The organism is Xanthomonas sp. F4, from assembly GCF_011761895.1.
In genome coordinates this window covers 941,500-959,084 of record NZ_JAASQX010000001.1, presented here as the reverse complement: position 1 = coordinate 959,084, position 17,585 = coordinate 941,500, and the positions used below count along the sequence as shown (strand labels likewise).

The 17,585-nt window shown below is 69.6% G+C and carries 16 protein-coding genes; 2 read left to right on the top strand and 14 right to left on the bottom strand.

From position 1 onward, the window contains the following. Positions 1–37 precede the first annotated feature (37 nt). The 5 genes from FHR66_RS04330 to rlmD form a co-directional block, all read right to left on the bottom strand. Positions 38–592: a hypoxanthine-guanine phosphoribosyltransferase gene (locus FHR66_RS04330; RefSeq protein WP_167087430.1), complete on the bottom strand. Its 555-nt coding sequence runs from the start codon at positions 590–592 to the stop codon at positions 38–40. Next, positions 592–1,599, bottom strand: coding sequence for a beta-N-acetylhexosaminidase (nagZ, locus tag FHR66_RS04325; RefSeq protein WP_167087428.1), 1,008 nt, complete (start codon positions 1,597–1,599; stop codon positions 592–594). The genes FHR66_RS04330 and nagZ overlap by 1 nt, the downstream gene beginning before the upstream one ends. Positions 1,600–1,979: 380 nt before the next feature. Then, the gene (locus tag FHR66_RS04320; protein ID WP_167087426.1) at positions 1,980–2,654 is read right to left on the bottom strand and encodes a DsbA family oxidoreductase; all 675 of its coding nucleotides are present in this window, start codon (positions 2,652–2,654) and stop codon (positions 1,980–1,982) included. A 142-nt stretch (positions 2,655–2,796) separates the two neighbouring features. Continuing rightward, on the bottom strand, positions 2,797–3,303 hold the full coding sequence (locus FHR66_RS04315; protein WP_167087424.1) for a CYTH domain-containing protein: 507 nt from the start codon (positions 3,301–3,303) through the stop codon (positions 2,797–2,799). Positions 3,304–3,370: 67 nt separating this feature from the next. Continuing rightward, entirely contained in the window at positions 3,371–4,717 is a 1,347-nt protein-coding gene (gene rlmD, locus FHR66_RS04310; protein ID WP_167087422.1) for a 23S rRNA (uracil(1939)-C(5))-methyltransferase RlmD, read from the bottom strand. A gap of 150 nt (positions 4,718–4,867) precedes the next feature. Here rlmD and FHR66_RS04305 point away from each other — a divergent pair, with 150 nt between their 5' ends. Further along, positions 4,868–5,578: a response regulator gene (locus tag FHR66_RS04305; RefSeq protein ID WP_167087420.1), complete on the top strand. Its 711-nt coding sequence runs from the start codon at positions 4,868–4,870 to the stop codon at positions 5,576–5,578. Between the two features lie 435 nt (positions 5,579–6,013). Here the strand turns inward: FHR66_RS04305 and recO are convergent, their stop codons facing one another. The 9 genes from recO to rpoE form a co-directional block, all read right to left on the bottom strand. Next, the gene (gene recO, locus FHR66_RS04300; protein WP_456361739.1) at positions 6,014–6,883 is read right to left on the bottom strand and encodes a DNA repair protein RecO; all 870 of its coding nucleotides are present in this window, start codon (positions 6,881–6,883) and stop codon (positions 6,014–6,016) included. Positions 6,884–7,201: 318 nt separating this feature from the next. Further along, positions 7,202–8,107: a GTPase Era gene (era, locus tag FHR66_RS04295; RefSeq protein WP_167087416.1), complete on the bottom strand. Its 906-nt coding sequence runs from the start codon at positions 8,105–8,107 to the stop codon at positions 7,202–7,204. After that, on the bottom strand, positions 8,104–8,784 hold the full coding sequence (gene rnc, locus FHR66_RS04290) for a ribonuclease III (protein WP_167087414.1): 681 nt from the start codon (positions 8,782–8,784) through the stop codon (positions 8,104–8,106). The genes era and rnc overlap by 4 nt, the downstream gene beginning before the upstream one ends. Beyond that, positions 8,774–9,151, bottom strand: coding sequence for a DUF4845 domain-containing protein (locus FHR66_RS04285; protein WP_167087412.1), 378 nt, complete (start codon positions 9,149–9,151; stop codon positions 8,774–8,776). Before FHR66_RS04285 ends, rnc begins: the two co-directional genes overlap by 11 nt. Positions 9,152–9,171: 20 nt before the next feature. After that, entirely contained in the window at positions 9,172–9,972 is an 801-nt protein-coding gene (gene lepB, locus FHR66_RS04280) for a signal peptidase I (protein WP_167087410.1), read from the bottom strand. A 101-nt stretch (positions 9,973–10,073) separates the two neighbouring features. Next, positions 10,074–11,864 carry a translation elongation factor 4 gene (gene lepA / locus FHR66_RS04275; RefSeq protein WP_167087665.1) on the bottom strand — a complete coding sequence of 597 codons (1,791 nt, stop codon included), beginning with the start codon at positions 11,862–11,864 and terminating at the stop codon, positions 10,074–10,076. A gap of 172 nt (positions 11,865–12,036) precedes the next feature. Next, positions 12,037–13,572, bottom strand: coding sequence for a DegQ family serine endoprotease (locus tag FHR66_RS04270; RefSeq protein ID WP_167087408.1), 1,536 nt, complete (start codon positions 13,570–13,572; stop codon positions 12,037–12,039). Positions 13,573–13,670: 98 nt separating this feature from the next. Further along, complete coding sequence (locus FHR66_RS04265; RefSeq protein ID WP_167087406.1) at positions 13,671–14,630, bottom strand: sigma-E factor negative regulatory protein; 960 nt, start codon at positions 14,628–14,630, stop codon at positions 13,671–13,673. Then, complete coding sequence (rpoE, locus tag FHR66_RS04260; protein WP_167087404.1) at positions 14,627–15,247, bottom strand: RNA polymerase sigma factor RpoE; 621 nt, start codon at positions 15,245–15,247, stop codon at positions 14,627–14,629. The genes FHR66_RS04265 and rpoE overlap by 4 nt, the downstream gene beginning before the upstream one ends. 238 nt (positions 15,248–15,485) lie before the next feature. On the opposite strand from rpoE, the gene FHR66_RS04255 reads away from it, so the two are divergent. After that, complete coding sequence (locus FHR66_RS04255; protein WP_167087401.1) at positions 15,486–17,549, top strand: 3-hydroxyacyl-CoA dehydrogenase NAD-binding domain-containing protein; 2,064 nt, start codon at positions 15,486–15,488, stop codon at positions 17,547–17,549. The last annotated feature ends 36 nt before the right edge of the window (positions 17,550–17,585 follow it).

Genomic DNA, 17,585 nt, shown 5'->3' with positions numbered 1-17,585 from the left:
TGGGCAGCGGAGCGGCGAGACTGGCTCGCTTACCCGCTTACTCCTTCATCGCGTAGATCGCCGGCAGGTTGCGCAGGGCCTCGTTGACGTCCATGCCGAAGCCGAACACGTAGCGGTCCGGCACCTCGACGCCGATGTAGTCGGCGCTCACCCCGGGCACGCAGCGGTCGTGGCGCTTGACCGTCAGCGCAGCGATGCGCACGTCGGTGGCGCCCTGCTCCAGGCACCACTCGCGCACCGCCTTCAGGGTCAGGCCTTCGTCGAGGATGTCGTCGAGCAGCAGCACGCGGCGGCCGTACAGCGCGGTGGCCGGGCGGTGCTTCCACACCAGCTCGCCGCCGACGGTCTCACCGCGGTAGCGGGTGGCGTGCAGGTAGTCCAGCTGCAGGTCCTGGCCGCGGCTGCCCAGTTCCAGCGCCAGCTGGCCGGCGAACGGCAGCGCGCCGTGCATGATGGTCAGGTAGACCGGGATTTCGCCGCGGTAGTCGGCGGCGATGGCGTCGGCCATGTGGGCGATGGCCTGGTCGATGCGGGTGCGATCGACCAGCAGGTCGGCCTGGGCCAGGGCCTGGGCGATGGTGAGAGTGGACATCAGGCGGTTTTTCCGAAGGTGGAGAGCAGATGGGATTGGGTGTGGCCGTAGCGGGCGTCGGCCAGCAGGCCGTCCCAGCCGAGGCCGCCACGGCCGATCAGGCCGAGCAGCGCGGCGCTGTTGAGCGGGCGGTCGCGCACGGCCTGCAGCGATTCGTCGACCAGTTCCGGATGGCAGACCAGGACCACGTCGCAGCCGGCGTCCAGGTGCGCGGTGACCCGCGCGGCGACACCGCCGGCGGCGAACGAGGCGGCCATGCCGATGTCGTCGGAGAACACCACGCCGCGGAAGCCCAGGTCCTGGCGCAGGATCTGCTGGATCCAGCGCGGCGAGTAGCCGGCCGACTCCGGCGCCACCTGCGGATAGACCACGTGCGCCATCATCACCGCGTCGGCGCCGGCGGCGATGCCGGCGGCGAACGGCACCAGGTCTTCCCGGCGCAGGGTCTCCAGCGGCCGCGGGTCCTCGGCGTTGTCGACGTGGGTGTCCTCGAGCACGGTGCCGTGGCCGGGGAAATGCTTTAGGGTGGCGCCCATGCTGACGCTGTGCATGCCGCGCACGTAGGCCGCGGCGAAGGCGGCGACCACCTGCGGGTCGTCGCTGAAGGCGCGGTCGCCGATGGCGCGGTTGCCGCGGGCCAGGTCCAGCACCGGGGCGAAGCTCAGGTCGACGCCGCTGGCGCGGATCTCGCTGGCCATCAGCCACGCGTGCTGCTCGGCCAGCGCCAGCGCCGCGGCCGGGTCGCGCGCATACAGCGCGCCGAAGTCCTGCAGCGGCGGTAGCGCGCTGTAGCCCTCGCGGAAGCGCTGCACGCGCCCGCCTTCCTGATCCACGCAGATCAGCAGCGGTCGCGGCGTAGCGGCGCGGATCGCCGCGCTCAGTTCGGTCACCTGCGCGCGCGAGGCGAAATTGCGTTTGAACAGGACCACGCCGGCCACCGCATCGTGCTGCAGCCAGTCGCGCTCCTGCGCGGTGAGTTCGGTACCGGCAACGCCGATCGCGAGCATGCGGGGGATTCTCCTGCCGGCGCGGTTCAGGCGCCTGTGGGCCGGCATTGTCGCAGATGCCGGCGCTGGCGGCAGGCCGCGCCCCTGCCAGCTGACACGTCTCGGTAATGAACGCACTGAAGATCGGCACGCGTAGCGCTGCGCCGTGCAATCCGGGCCGGGCCGCGCGGCAGTTCGCCCGGTCCCCGAGCCCAGGCGGCCTTGCGGCCATGGCTGGCGTGGCCCGTGCGGGTGCAGAATGCGGGAGAGGCCCTGGCGGGCCGGCATCGGTGCCGGCGGGACGCCCGCGCAACACCGCGGGCCGCCCCTTCGCCACTGATACTTCGCTGTCTAGCGCGCCGCACGCGGCGAGTGGGTCCCGCTGTGCCGCATACGCGCGCCTAGACCGCGCATCCGTCCGGGCCGCAGTCCTGGCCCGCCTGGGCGTCGGCGAGCAGACCGCGCACGGTCGCCGCGATCACCTCCGGCGGCTGCGCGCCCTGCAGCGCCTGGCGTCCATCGATGACGTAGGTGGGCACCGCACGGATGCCCATGGCCTGCGCCTGCTGCAGTTCCGCCTCGATCTCGTCCAGCCCTTCGTCACCCTGCAGCAGCGCCTGCACCCGTGCCGCCGGCAATCCGCCCGCAGCGCCGGCATCGCACAGCGTCTGCGGGTCGGCCAGATTACGGCCCTCGGCGAAGTGCGCATGGAACAGCGCTTCGGCCACCGCGTCGACATTGCCCTCGCGCGCGGCCAGCCACAGCAGCCGGTGCGCCGGCAGCGTGGTCACCCGCACCTGGCCGCGGCCGAAGTCGAACGGCAGGCCTTCGGCACGCGCGGTGGCCTGGGTCTGCGCCAGGATCTGCTCGGTGCGCGCCGCCCCACCGAACTTGGCCGCATAGGCCTCGCGCAACGGCACCGGCTCGGTGCCGGCGTCAGGATCCAGCTGATACGGATGCCAGTGGATCTCCAGCGCCGGCGCATCCGCGCCGAGCGATGCAAGACCTTGCTGCAACCGGCGCTTGCCGATCCAGCACCAGGGGCAGACCACGTCGGACCAGATATCGATGCGCATGAGCGGGGATTGGGGATTGGTGATTAGGGATTCGCAAAAGCATAAGCCCGATTGCTGCGAGAAGCGGGGATTCGGGATTGGGGAGTGGGGATTCGCAAAAGCGGGCCGCGTGCGGCGTTTGGCTTTACGCTTTTACCAATCCCTAATCCCTAATCCCCACTCCCCGCCACTCGCAGAATGGACAGCTTGCCAGCGCCACGTTGTAGTACCGCGGGTCGTCGGTGACTTCGGCGCCGAGCCAGTCCGGCTTGACGAACGCTTCGTCGGCGCTGTCCAGTTCGATCTCGGCGACGACCAGCCCGGCGTTGTCGCCGAGGAACTCGTCGACTTCCCACAGGTGGCCCTGGTGCTGCACGAGATGCCGGCGCTTGTCGATCAGTCCGCCCACGCACAGCGCCAGCAGCGCGCGCGCATCGGCCAGCGGAATCGGATACTCGAACTCCTGGCGGGTGTGCCCGAGCTCGCGCGACTTGAGGTTGAGGAACGCCGCCTCGCCCTGCACCCGCACCCGCACCGACGCCTTCTGCGCCCCGCTGGCCAGCGCCGCCTGGTCGTTGAGATAGCCCTGCGCCATCGGAATCACGGCATGCGCCGCCGCGCGCCAGCCGTCGCCGGTGACGAGGAATTTGCGTTCGATCTCGATGGCCATGGGAATCGGGAATGGGGAAAGGAGAATGGAAAAATCTTAAACCGCGCGCAGCCGCCGTGACGAATCCCTAATCCCGATTCCCCATTCCCGGCTTTTCAAACACCGCAATGCTCTCCACATGCGCGGTATGCGGGAACATGTCCATCGCGCCGGCGGCCTGGAGCACGAAGCCTTGTTCGTTGACCAGATAGCCGGCGTCGCGCGCCAGCGAGCCGGGATGGCAACTGACGTAGACGATGCGCTGGAACTGTTTCAGCGGCAGTTGCTGCAGCACCTCCAGCGCGCCGGAGCGCGGCGGGTCGAGCAGCAGCTTGTCGAAGCCCTGGCGCATCCACGGCGCCTGGCGCTGGTCCTGGGTCAGGTCCGCGGCGAAGAACTGGGCGTTGTTCAGGCCGTTGCGCTGTGCATTCTCCCGCGCACGCGCCACCAGCCCGGCGTCGCCTTCCACGCCGACCACCTCGCGCACGGTGCGCGCCAGCGGCAGGGTGAAGTTGCCCAAGCCACAGAACAGGTCCAGCACCCGGTCGCCGGGTTGCGCGTCGAGCAGCGCCAGCGCGTGCGCGATCATCTTCTCGTTGAGCGCGGCATTGACCTGGATGAAGTCCAGCGGCCGGAACGCCAGCTCCACGTCCCACTGCGGCAGCCGGAACGACAGCGGCACCTCCTGCGGATACAGCGGATGCACGCTGTCCACGCCGCCGGGCTGCAGGAAGATGGCGAAGTCGTGTTCCTGGGCGAAGGCGATCAGCGCGGCCTGGTCGCGCGCGCTCAGCGGCTGCATGTGACGAAAGGTCAGCGCCACCGCGGCGTCGCCGGCGATGAACTCGATCTGCGGGATGTCGCGCTTGCCGTCCAGACTTTCGACCAGGTCGGCCAGCGCGGTCACCTTGAAGCCGATCTGCGGGATCACCGTGTGGCACACCGAAAGGTCGGCGACGAAGCGCGGGTCCTGCTCGCGGAAGCCGACCAGGGTCTTGTCCTTCTTTTCCACCCGCCGCACCGAGAAGCGGCCCTTGCGCCGGTAGCCCCAGGGCGCGCCGGTCAGCGCCGGCAGCACCGCCTGCGGGGTCACGTGGCCGATGCGCTCCAGGTTCTCGGTCAGCACCCGCTGCTTGGCGACGATCTGCTGGTCCTCGGCCAGGTGCTGCAGCACGCAGCCGGCGCAGACCCCGAAATGCGGACAGCGCGGCGTCACCCGCTGCGGCGAGGCCTGCAGCACCTGCACGGTGCGCGCCTCGTCGAAGTGGCGGTTGCGTGCGGTGGGTTCGGCGAGGACGGTCTCGCCGGGCAACGCGCCGGCGACGAAGGCGACCTTGTCGCCCTCGCGGCGGGCGACGCCGCGGCCGTCGTGGCTGAGGTCGGCGATGTCGGTCTGGAAGGGCGTGCGGTCGAGACGGTTTCTGGATCGGGCCACGTGGCAACAGGCTGCGGGCGGAAAAGGGCCGCCATTGTCGCAGATGGACCGGGCCGGGACCGGCTTGCGATTGCCGCGCCGGCGAGGCAAAGTGGCGCGACGCACGCGCGCCGCCGCGCGGGATGCGAACACGCCGCATGGAGGCATAGCATGGCATCGATCCAGGACCCGGTAACGCGACTGCTGCTCGTCGAAGACGACCCGATCAGCCGCGCCTTCTTCGACGCGACACTGCAGTCGCTGCCGGCCCAGGTGGACCTGGCCGACTCGGTCGCCAGCGCCCTCGCCCGCGCGCAGACGCAGGCGCACGACCTCTGGCTGATCGACGCCAACCTGCCCGACGGCAGCGGCAGCGAGCTGCTGCACAAGTTGCAGCGGCAACGCCCCGGCACCCTCGGCCTGGCGCATACCGCCGACGCCAGCGCCACGGTCCGCGCGCAGTTGCTCGACGCCGGCTTCGCCGACGTGCTGCTCAAGCCGCTCAGCACCGAACGGCTACTGCAATCGGTGCGCCGGCTGCTCGCCCGCGGCCGCCTCGGCGGCACGCCCGGGAGTGCCGAGCCGACCCTGGACTGGGACGAGACCACCGCGCTGGCCGCACTCAACGGCGAGCGCGCGCATCTGATCGCCCTGCGCGAGCTGTTCCTGGCCGAACTGCCGGTCACCCGCGACGCGGTCGCCTCGGCCCTGCAGCTCAGCGACGAGCAGGCCGTGCGCACCCACCTGCACCGGTTGCAGGCCAGCTGCGGCTTCGTCGGCGCCGCCCGCCTGGCGCGTGCCGTGCGCCAGCTGCACGGCGACCCGGCCTCCTCGCAGGCACGCCACCAGTTCAGCGAGGCGGTGGCGGCGTTGTTGCACTGAACGCTGGGATTGGGGATTTGGGATTGGGGATGACGCCCGGTCTTCTGTGGCAATGGGTGTGGGAACGCTTCAGCCGCGACCCGCGCGCACCCGGATATGCCAAAGGCGGCCCCACCGCAGCCCCCTCGCCCCATCTGGCCTCCCGTCCCAGAGCAGGGATTGGGGAGTAGGGATGGATCCCCGTCTTCTGCACGAGTCGGCGTAGAGCGGCTTGAGGCGCGACCCGCGCACGCTCCCAGACGTGGCCATGGCGGCCTTCAGCCGGCCGCCCTCGCATCCCCCATTGATCCCGCGGTACGACGACGCTAACGGCGACGGCGGCACAATGGCGCTGGCGATGTCACCACCGAGGTCATTCCTACGGGGCAAGCTGCATTCGGTCGAGGCGTGACGAACGCGGCCCACGTGCCGACTCGCGCCGCCGATCCGCCCCGATCACGACTCCGCTGAGGACGGCGACCACGGCGCTTCCGGCGTGGACGCCGACGTCGAATCGAGTTGCGCATCCAGCTCGGCGTCCGGCTCCGGCATCGCCGCGGGCGCTGCCGACTCCGACTCCGACGCCGCGGCGGCGGCGCTGCGCTGGCGCGCCAGGTCCTCGACCATTTCCCAGGACTTCAGGCCGCGGCCGCCGAGGTGGTGCAGCAGCACCACGCGCATGCCGCGGCGCAGGCCGGGCAGATCCTCGGCGACCGGTTCGGTATCGTCGGCCAGGGCCAACAAGGCGCGGCCGGTGGCCATGCCGCTGCGCTGGTCGTGGCCGCGGTCGCTCAACAGCCGCCGCGGCCCGTGTTCGGCGTCCAGCACGTAGCGCGCGGCCGGATCGATCGGGTCGCCGTCGCCATCATGACGCAGGTCGAAGCCCACGCCCAGCGCCTCCAGCAGGTCGCGCTCGAAGCAGCGCAGCGACCAGGCCAGCGGCGCCTCGGCGGCCAGCCGCGCGCGCACCCGCGCGTAGGCCAGGTACAGGTCCGGTGCCGGATCGTCGCGCGGCGCCAGGCGCAGGGTCAGTTCGTTGATGTAGAACCCGGCCAGCATCGCTTCGCCGCTGAGCCGCGGCGCCGTGTCCACGGCCTCGGCCGCGCGCAACTGCGCCAGCTCGCCGCGCCGCTGCGCACTGAAGTGGATCGACTGCAGCGGCTGCAGCGCCGCGCGCAGGGCCTGCTTCTTCGGCCCCTGCACGCCGCGCGCCAGCACGCCGAGCCGGCCGTGGTGCACGCTCAGCACCTCCACCAGCAGGCTGGTCTCGCGCCAGGGCCGCGCATGCAGGACGAAACCGGGTTCGTGCTCGATCAAGGCGGGGATTCGGGAGTGGGGATTCGGGATTCGCAGGAGCGGCGGTCAGGGGGCGGAACGGGTGCGCGAGAAGCGGAAAACGGGAGACGACTCTGTATCGAATTGAATCGGTGTCGAGCAAGGCTGGGCCTTTTGTAGGTGCGCCTCTTGTCCCCTCTTGTGGGATTAGCCGCGACCGCGGTTACCGGTGACGCCCGTCGCGGCTAAAGCCGCTCCTACAAAAAACGCCATCCTTGCCTTGATCTAGCAGAGCTTCCGAATCCCGGCTTCCAACAGCCGAAGGCTGGTCATCCCCAATCCCGAATCCCCAATCCCGGCTTCCCGGCTTTACTCCCCGTAGCCGAACGCCTTCAGCGCGGCCTCGTCGTCGGACCAGCCCTCGCGCACGCGCACCCAGGTCTCCAGGAAGACCTTGGCGCCGAACAGGCGCTCCATCTGCTGGCGGGCCTTGGCGCCGATGTCCTTCAGGCGGGTGCCGCCCTTGCCGATCACGATCGCCTTCTGGCCTTCGCGCTCGACCCAGATCACCGCGCCGATGCGCAGCAGCGCGCCGTCCTCGGCGAAGCGCTCGATCTCCACGGTGGTCGCGTACGGCAGTTCCTCGCCGAGCTGCCGCATCAACTGCTCGCGCACCAGTTCGCCGGCCAGGAAGCGCTGGCTGCGGTCGGTGATCTCGTCCTCGCCGAACATCGGCGGCGCTTCCGGCACCAGCGCCAGCAGGTCGCGCACCAGCGCCTCCAGGCCCTTGCGCTTGAGCGCGGAGATCGGATGCACGGCGGCGAAGCTGCGGTCCTCGCTGACCTGCTGCAGGAACGGCAGCAGCGCGGTCTTGTCCTTGAGCCGGTCGACCTTGTTGACCACCAACACCACCGGGATGCCGGCGTCGCTGAGCACGTTGAACGCCAGCGTGTCCTCGTCGTCCCAGCGCCCGGCCTCGATCACCAGCAGGCCGGCGTCCACGCCTTCCAGCGAGCCGCGCGCGGCGCGATTCATCACCCGGTTCATCGCGCGCTTCTGCTCGCGGTGCAGGCCGGGGGTGTCGACCAGCAGCAGCTGACCAGCCGGGAAGCTGGCGATGCCGAGCAGCCGGTGCCGGGTGGTCTGCGGCCGGTTGGAGACGATGCTGACCTTGGCGCCCACCAGGGCGTTGGTCAGGGTGGACTTGCCCACATTGGGGCGACCGATCACGGCCACGCTGCCGCTGCGGTAAGGGGGGGGGGCTTGTTCGTTCACTTGCTCGAATCCAGTTGCTCGATGGCGGCGGCGGCGGCCTGCTGCTCGGCCAGGCGCCGCGAGGTGCCCTCGCCCTCGGTGACCAGGGCGGGCTCGGCGAGTACGCAGCGTACCCGGAATACTTTGGCGTGGTCGTCGCCGGTCTCGCTGATCAGTTCATAGGCCGGCAGGCTCCGCTGCCGGGCCTGCAGCCATTCCTGCAGGCGGGTCTTGGCGTCCTTCTCCACCTTGCCGACCGGCAGCGCCGCCAGCGCGGCCTCGAACCAGGGCAGGATCGTGGCGCGACAGGCCTCGAAGCCGGCGTCCAGGTAGATCGCCGCGACCACGGCCTCCACCGCATCGGCCAGGATCGAGTCGCGGCGATGGCCGCCGGACTTCATCTCGCCCGGCCCCAGGGTCAGGCGTTCGCCCAGCTCCAGTTGCCGACCGATCGCGGCCAGCGAGGCCTCGCGCACCAGTTCGGCACGGGCGCGGGTCAGCGCGCCTTCGTCGGCCTTGGGCCAGCGCTGGTACAGCGCCTCGGCGATCAGCAGGTTGACGATGCCGTCGCCGAGGAATTCCAGGCGTTCGTTGTGCGGCGCACCGGCGCTGCGATGGGTCAGCGCCTGCGCCAGCAGCTGCGGTTCGGCGAAGCGGTGACCGATGCGGTCGCCGCGCAGGATGGTCTTACTGGCCACCACGCGTCGTCAGGTCCTGGGTGGCGTCGAACTTGCCGACCACGTCCAGATTGGCGATCAGCGGGCGGCGCACTTCGTAGGCCACGTGCATCTTCACGCCGGTATCGGTGCGCTCGAAGGTGACGTCACTCGGCTTGACGTTGTCCGAATTGTTGATGTCCAGGCGCCGGAACAGCGAGGCCTTGACCTGCGACGGGTCAATCTCGGCGCTTCCGGTTTCGGTCGCCAGGCCCTTCATCGCCGAGCGCACCGCGTAGAACTCCATGTACATCGGGAACAGCTTCATGCCGATGTAGACGAAGAACCCGACCACCGCCAGCACGATCACGAACGAGGTCAAGGTCATGCCACTTTGCTTGTGCTTCATCGCGCTTCCCCTCACGCCAGTCACTGGATGGCCGTTCCGATCCGCGACGGATCGAAACTGCCGCTGCAGAACCACCCTTCGCAATTGAGCCAGATCAGGAACGCCTTGCCGCGCAGGTTCTCTTCGGGCAGGAAGTGGGTCTGGGTCCAGAACCGGCTGTCCTCGCTGTTGTCGCGATTATCGCCCATCACGAAATACTTGCCCGGCGGCACCACCCAGTCGCCCTGGCCGGCCGGGTTGTTGCGGTCGATCCATTCCAGTTCGGTGTGGGTACGGCCCGGCAGGTACTCGGTAAGCAGCGTGGCGCCGGTCATTTCCGCGCCCTTGCCCTTGCCGACGTACTCGCCCATCACCTTGTACTTCATCGGCGTGCCGTTGATGTACAGGGTGTCGCCGTGGAAGCCGATGCGGTCGCCCGGCAGGCCGATCACGCGCTTGATCCAGTTCTCGTCCGGCTTGTGCGGCGGCTTGAACACCACCACGTCGCCGCGCTTGGGCTCGCCCACCGGAATGATCTTCTGGTTGGTGATCGGCAGGCGGAAACCGTAGGAGAACTTGTTGACCAGGATGAAATCGCCGACCAGCAGGTTCGGCATCATCGAGCTGGACGGGATCTTGTACGGCTCGGCGATGAAGCTGCGCAGGATCAGCACCACCGCCAGCACCGGGAAGAACGCCCGCGAGTAGTCCACCAGCACCGGCTCGGCGTCCAGCAACCCGGCCCGCGCGGCGCGGCGCTTGGCGAAGAACAGCTTGTCCAGCAGGGTGATGATGCCGGTGGCGAAAGTCAGCACCACCAGCGCGATTTCAAACCATTTCATTCTTATTCCTTCGGAATGGGAATCGGGAATGGAGAATGGGAAATCGGGAAGACAAGAGCATGCGCTCTTTCCATTCCCCATTCCCTATTGACGATTCCCAGCTATTTGTCCATCTGCAGCACCGCCAGGAAGGCTTCCTGCGGGATTTCCACGCGGCCGACCTGCTTCATGCGCTTCTTGCCTTCCTTCTGCTTTTCCAGAAGCTTCTTCTTGCGCGAGACGTCGCCACCATAGCACTTGGCCAGCACGTTCTTGCGCATCGCCTTGACCGTGGTGCGGGCGATGATCTGCGAGCCGATCGCGGCCTGGATCGCCACGTCGAACATCTGCCGCGGGATCAGATCCTTCATCTTCTCGCACAGCTCGCGGCCGCGGCGGTCGGCGTGGCTGCGGTGCGCGATCAGCGACAGCGCATCGACCTTGTCGCCGTTGATCAGCACGTCCACGCGCACGAACGGACCGGCATCGAAACGCACGAAGTGGTAGTCCAGCGAGGCGTAGCCGCGGCTGACCGACTTGAGCTTGTCGAAGAAGTCCAGCACCACCTCGGCCATCGGCAGCTCGTAGCTGATCTGCACCTGGCTGCCCAGGTAGTTGATGCCGATCTGGCTGCCGCGCTTTTCCTCGCACAGCTTGATGATGTTGCCGATGTATTCCTCGGGGGTGAGGATGTTGGCGCGGATGATCGGCTCGCGGATCTCCTCGACCATGTTCAACTGCGGCAGCTTGGCCGGGTTGTCCATGCTGATGATCGAACCGTCGGTCTTCAGCACTTCGTAGACCACGGTCGGTGCGGTGCTGATCAGGTCCAGGTTGTACTCGCGCTCCAGGCGCTCCTGCACGATCTCCATGTGCAGCATGCCGAGGAAGCCGCAGCGGAAGCCGAAGCCCATCGCCTCGGAGCTTTCCGGCTCGAAGCGCAGCGCCGCATCGTTCAGGCGCAGCTTGTCCAGCGCCTCGCGCAGGTTGGTGTAGTCCTCGGCATCCACCGGGAACAGGCCGGCGAACACGCGCGGCTGCATTTCCTGGAAGCCCGGCAACGGCTTGCTGGCCGGGTCGCCGGCCAGGGTCAGGGTGTCGCCGACCGGCGCGCCATGCACGTCCTTGATGCTGGCGGTGACCCAGCCCACCTCGCCCGCGCGCAGCGCCGGCAGCACCTTGCGCTTGGGCGTGAACACGCCGACGCTGTCGACCTGGTGGGTGCGGCCGGTGGACATCACCAGCAGCTTGTCGCCGGCCTTGATCTCGCCCTGCATCACCCGTACCAGCGAGACCACGCCCAGGTAGTTGTCGAACCAGGAATCGATGATCAGCGCCTGCAGCTTGTCGGTATCGCGCGGCACCGGCGGCGGGATCCGCAGCACGATCGCCTCCAGCACGTCGCGCACGTTCAGCCCGGTCTTGGCGCTGACCGCGACCGCGTCGGTGGCGTCGATGCCGATCACCGCCTCGATCTCGGCCTTGGCGCGGTCGATGTCGGCGGTGGGCAGGTCGATCTTGTTCAGCACCGGCACCACTTCCAGGCCCTGCTCCACCGCGGTGTAGCAGTTGGCCACCGACTGCGCTTCCACGCCCTGCGCCGCATCCACCACCAGCAGCGCGCCCTCGCAGGCGGCCAGCGAGCGGCTGACCTCGTAGGAGAAGTCGACGTGGCCAGGGGTGTCGATGAAGTTCAGGTGGTAGACCTGCCCGTCCTGCGCGGTGTACGGCAGCGACACGGACTGGGCCTTGATGGTGATGCCGCGCTCGCGCTCGATCGGGTTGGAATCGAGCACCTGCGCTTCCATCTCGCGCGCCTGCAGGCCGCCACAGAGTTGGATGATGCGATCGGCCAGGGTCGATTTGCCGTGGTCGACGTGGGCGATGATGGAGAAATTGCGGATGTTCCGCATCGAATCAGAGGACATGAGGTGGGCGGCGGCCAGGACCGTCGTCAGGATAACGGGCCATTATCGCATGGCCGGCGGCCGCTGGTGACGGCCGCCGGATTCGCCCCCGTCCCGGGGCGCCGACCGCTCTGGATCGGCGCCCGGGACGGTGCCCGGCCTCGGCCGGGCGCGCGGATCAGCCGCCGGCGCGCACCGCGACGAAGCTGGTGGTGTCGCGGACGCGGATCAGCAGCATCACCACGTCGCCCTTCTTGTAGGCGCTCAACTGCTGGTTCAGGGCCGCCACGCTGCCGACCGGGGTACGCCCGACCTGCAGGATCACCATGCCCGGCACCAGCTGCGCCTCGCGCGCGGCGCGGCCGGTCACCGCGGTGATGCGCACGCCCTTGCCCGGCTCCAGGCCCAGCTGCTGGCGGGTGGCCGCATCCAGATCGGCCACGTCGATGCCGAGCAGCGCGTTGGCGCCGGTGGCCGGGGCGGCGTTGTCGCCGACCACCGGACCGGCATTGGCCTGGGCGTCGTCGGCCAGCGCGGTCAGTTGCACGGTCAGCTCGCGCGGCTTGCCGTCGCGCAGGATGCCCAGGCGCACCTTGGCACCCGGCTGCATCGCGCCGATCATCGGCGGCAGGTCGCTGGAGGCGCCGATCTCGGTGCCGTTGACGGTGCGGATCACGTCGCCCACTTCCAGGCCGGCCTTGGCCGCCGGGCTGCCCTGGACGAGCTGGTTGACCAGGGCGCCGCGGGTATCCGGCAGGCCCAGGCCCTGCGCCTTCAGCGAATCGATGGCGCCGACCATGACCCCGAGCTGCGCGCGGGTGACCTTGCCGGTCTTCTTGATCTGCTCGACCGCGCTCATCGCCAGGTCGATCGGGATCGCGAAGCTGATGCCCATGTAGCCGCCGGAGGCGGAGAAGATCTGCGAATTGATGCCGACCACCTCGCCACGGGTGTTGAGCAGCGGGCCGCCGGAGTTGCCCTGATTGATCGCCACGTCGGTCTGGATGAACGGCACGTAGCGCTGGTCGGCGTAGGGATTGCTGCGGCCGGTGGCGCTGACGATGCCGGCGGTGACCGAGTGGTCCAGGCCGAACGGCGAGCCGATCGCCACCACCCACTGGCCGGGCTTGAGCAGGTTGGAGTCGCCGATGCGCACCGTCGGCAGGTTCTTGCCGTCGATCTTCAACAAGGCCACGTCGTACTGCTGGTCGCTGCCGACCACCTTGGCGGTGAACTCGCGGCGGTCGGTGAGCTTGACCTTGACCTCGCTGGCGCCGTCGACCACGTGGTGGTTGGTCAGCACGTAGCCGTCGGGCGAGATGATGAAGCCCGAGCCCATCGAGCGCCCGGCGGGGCCGCCATCGTCATCCGGCGCGCCGCCGCGCGGCTGCCCGGGCATGCCCGGCATGCCGTCCGGACCGAAGAAGCGGCGGAAGAACTCGGGGATCTGGTCGTCGTCGGGCATGCCGCCGCCGGAGCGCGCGGCCGCGGCGCGGCGGCTGATGGTGGTCTCGACATTGACCACGCCCGGACCGACCTGTTCGACCAGGCGGGTGAAGTCGGGAAGATTGCCGACCAGCTGCGGCGCGGGCGCGGACTGCGCGGCCGGCGGCGTGGTGCTGGCGGCACTGGGACTGGGCTGCTGCGCGCAGGCGGCCAGCGGCACGGTCAGCGCCAGCAGGCCCAACAGATGGTGGCGGATACGGTGAGTCATCGGACGCGAGCCTCCGGTTCGGAAAGGGGAAGAACGAGGGACGAAGCAACGGGGACCACGCGCCGGGACGCAGCACGGACGCCTGCCGGCGCGCGGGGTCAGGGCTGCGGATGCGGCGGCGGGTTGGCCGCGGCGTCGGCAGGCAATCGGGGTTCGAACGGATAGAACGCCGCCGGGTCCGCGCCGCTGTGCGGGAAGCTGGCGGTGAACTCGCTGCCAGCGTCGGCGGCCGGCAGGGTCGAGCGCGGCCACGGCCGGGCCTGCAGCGGCGTTGCCGGATGCCCGAACGGATCGCTGGCGTGTTGCGCGACCATCGTCGGGGGCGCGACCGGCGCCACGAACGGCGTCTGCGCCGGCGCCTTGGCGTGCGGCTTGGCGGGCGCCGCCGCCGCATAGGCGCGCTCGGCGGGGACGCTGCGGGTGCGCGCGGCCTGTTCGCTGCGCGTGGCCTCGCGTCGCGCCGCGGCGTCCTGGCGGCGGTTGGCGGCGATCGCCATCGCCGGCGCCGCAGCAACGGCTGCGGCGAGATCGCCCTGCGGATCGGCCGGCGAAGGTGCAGGCGTCGGGACCTGCGGCGTGGTCGCCGCCGGAGTCGGCGCACGCGCGGTGGCATCGGCGACCTGCGCCGGCGGCAGCGCCTCGGGGGTCTGCGGCAGGCGCTGGGTCACGAACAGGGCCAGCACGGCGACCGATGCGGCCAGCGCCGCACTGCCGCCCCAGCGCCAGGTGCGGCGCTTGCCGGCCGCGCTGGCCGCCTCGGCGCGCGCGGCGTGCTGCGCTTCGGCGGCCACCGCCTGGCGCACGCGGGCACTGAAATCGCTGGGCGCCGGCACGCTGACGCGGCCGCGCAGGATGTCGCCGCACAACTGCCAGCGCTCGTGGCAGCCGGACAGTTCCTCGTCGTGCTGCAGCCGGCGCAGCACGAAACGCGCTTCGTCGGCCGGCAGTTCGCCGTCGATCAGGGCGGACAGTTGCTGCCGGTAGTGCAACTCGAACTTGTCCGGCGCGGCGCTGTCGGGCGCCGGCACTGGCTTGGGAAAGGGCGTGCTCTCAGTCATACGCGGTGTCGCTCACGGGTGGCGCTGTCGGTATCCAGCAGGGGACGGAGTTCGGCGTCGATGGCCTCACGGGCGCGGAAGATCCGCGACCGCACGGTGCCGATCGGGCAGCCCATCTTCTGCGCGATGTCCTCGTAGCTCATGCCCTCCACCTCGCGCAGGGTGATGGCGGTACGCAATTCTTCCGGCAACGCGTTCACCGCCTTCATCACCGTCTGCTCCAGCTCCTGGCGCATCAACTCGCGCTCGGGCGTGTCGGTGTCGCGCAGGCGGGTGCCGCTGTCGAACTGCTCGGCATCGAGCACGTCGACATCGTCGGTGGGCGGCCTGCGGTTGTGCGCGACCAGGTAGTTCTTGGCGGTATTCACGGCGATCCGGTGCAACCATGTGGAGAACTGGGCGTCGCCGCGGAAGCTCCCCATCGCGCGGTAGGCGCGGATGAAGGTGTCCTGGGCCACGTCCTGACATTCGCTCCAGTCGGCGATGTAGCGCCCGATCAGGCCGACGATCCGGTGTTGGTACTTGCGCACCAGCACATCGAACGCCGCGCTTTCGCCGCGCTGCACACGCCGGACCAGTTCCAGGTCCAGCTCCTGGGGTGTTTCGACATCGGCCATAGCGGGCCGCACTCCTGTCAGCCCAACCTACGTCGGACCCTCTGACCGCCAATTCGGAAAAAAGTTCAGCGCCCCTCAGCGGATCGCCGCCCCACGACGTTAACCGGCGTTCCGTTAGGCTGGCGCAAGGCCAGCGGTCGCGGGACGCGCGTCAATTCCTTGGATTGGGATTTGACGCGACGGAAACAACCTCTGGATGATAACGATCTTCTCCATACATAAGCGGATGGTCCTCCCCATGCTTTCAGGCTTCGACGGGCTCCGATTCAGTCATTGGCAGGCGGACTTTCGCGGCGACGGCGTGATCGTGCTCAGCCTCGATCGCCAGGACGCGCCCGTCAACGCGCTGTCGCAGGACGTGCTGCTGGAGCTGGGCGACCTGCTCGAGCGCATCGCCATCGATCCGCCCAAGGGCGTGGTGATCCGCTCGGCCAAGGACAACGGCTTCATCGCCGGCGCCGACCTCAAGGAATTCCAGGAATTCGACCGCCGCGGCACCGTCAACGACGCCATCCGCCGCGGCCAAGCCACCTTCCAGAAGCTGGCGGAACTGCCCTGCCCCACGGTCGCGGCGATCCACGGCTTCTGCATGGGCGGCGGCACCGAGATCGCCCTGGCCTGCCGCTACCGCGTGGCCTCCAGCGATGCGGCCACCCGCATCGGCCTGCCCGAGACCAAGCTCGGCATCTTCCCCGGCTGGGGCGGCAGCGCGCGCCTGCCGCGGCTGATCGGTGCGCCTGCGGCGATGGACCTGATGCTCACCGGACGCACCGTGTCGGCTTCGGCGGCGCGGGCGATGGGCCTGGTCGACAAGGTCGCCGCACCGGCGGTGCTGACCGATACCGCGGTGGCGCTGGCGCTGTCCGGCAGCGCCCGTCCCTTCAAGCAGCGCGCCACCGCCTGGGCCACCAACACTTGGCCGGCGCGCAAGCTGCTGGCGTCGCAGATGCGCAAGCAGGTGGCGCGCAAAGCGCGCAAGGAACACTACCCGGCGCCGTACGCACTGATCGGGGTGTGGGAACGCAGCGGCGGCAGCGGCATCCAGGCGCGCCTGGATGCCGAGCGCAAGGCGGTGGTCAAGCTGGCCAGCACGCCGACCGCGCGCAATCTGATCCGCATCTTCTTCCTCACCGAGCGGCTCAAGGCGCTGGGCGGCAAGGATCACGGCATCCGCCACGTGCACGTGGTCGGCGCCGGGGTGATGGGCGGCGACATCGCCGCCTGGTCGGCCTACAAGGGCTTCGAGGTGACCCTGCAGGACCGCGAGCAGCGCTTCATCGACGGTGCGCTGAGCCGCGCCGGCGAGCTGTTCGCCAAGCGGGTGAAGGACGACAGCAAGCGCCCGGCGGTGGCGGCGCGCCTGAAGGGCGACCTGGCCGGCGACGGCGTGCCGACCGCCGACCTAGTGATCGAGGCGATCATCGAGAACCCGCAGGCCAAGCGCGAGCTGTACCAATCGCTGGAGCCGCGCATGCAGCCGAACGCGCTGCTGAGCACCAACACCTCCTCGATTCCGCTGACCGAACTGCGCGAGCACATCCAGCGCCCGGCGCAGTTCGGCGGCCTGCACTACTTCAACCCGGTGGCGCAGATGCCGCTGGTGGAGATCGTCTGCCACGACGGCCTGGCGCCGGAGAACCAGAAGCGGCTGGCCGCCTTCTGCAAGGCGATCGACAAGCTGCCGGTGCCGGTCGCCGGCACGCCCGGCTTCCTGGTCAATCGCGTGCTGTTCCCGTACATGCTGGAAGCGGCCACCGCCTACGCCGAAGGCATTCCCGGCCCGGCGATCGACAAGGCCGCGGTCAAGTTCGGCATGCCGATGGGCCCGATCGAACTGATCGACACGGTGGGCCTGGACGTGGCCGCCGGCGTCGGCGCCGAACTGGCGCCGTTCCTGGGCCTGCCGATCCCGGCGGCGCTGCAGACGGTGGAGCCGGGCAAGCGCGGCAAGAAGGACGGCCAGGGCCTGTACGCGTGGGAGAACGGCCGCGCCAAGAAGCCCGAACTGCCCAAGGACTATCACGCGCCGGACGATCTGGAGGACCGCCTGATCCTGCCGCTGCTCAACGAGGCGGTCGCCTGCCTGCACGAAGGCGTGGTTGCCGATGCCGACCTGCTCGATGCCGGCGTGATCTTCGGCACCGGCTTCGCCCCGTTCCGCGGCGGCCCGATCCAGCATATCCGTGCCGCCGGCGCCGACGTACTGCTCGCCCGCCTGCGCGCCCTGCAGGCGCGCTACGGCGAGCGCTTCGCGCCGCGCCCGGGCTGGGAGTCGCCGGCGTTGCGCGAGCCGGTGGCCTGAGGCGCGCAGGCGCTCACATGTAGGCACGGTTTCAAC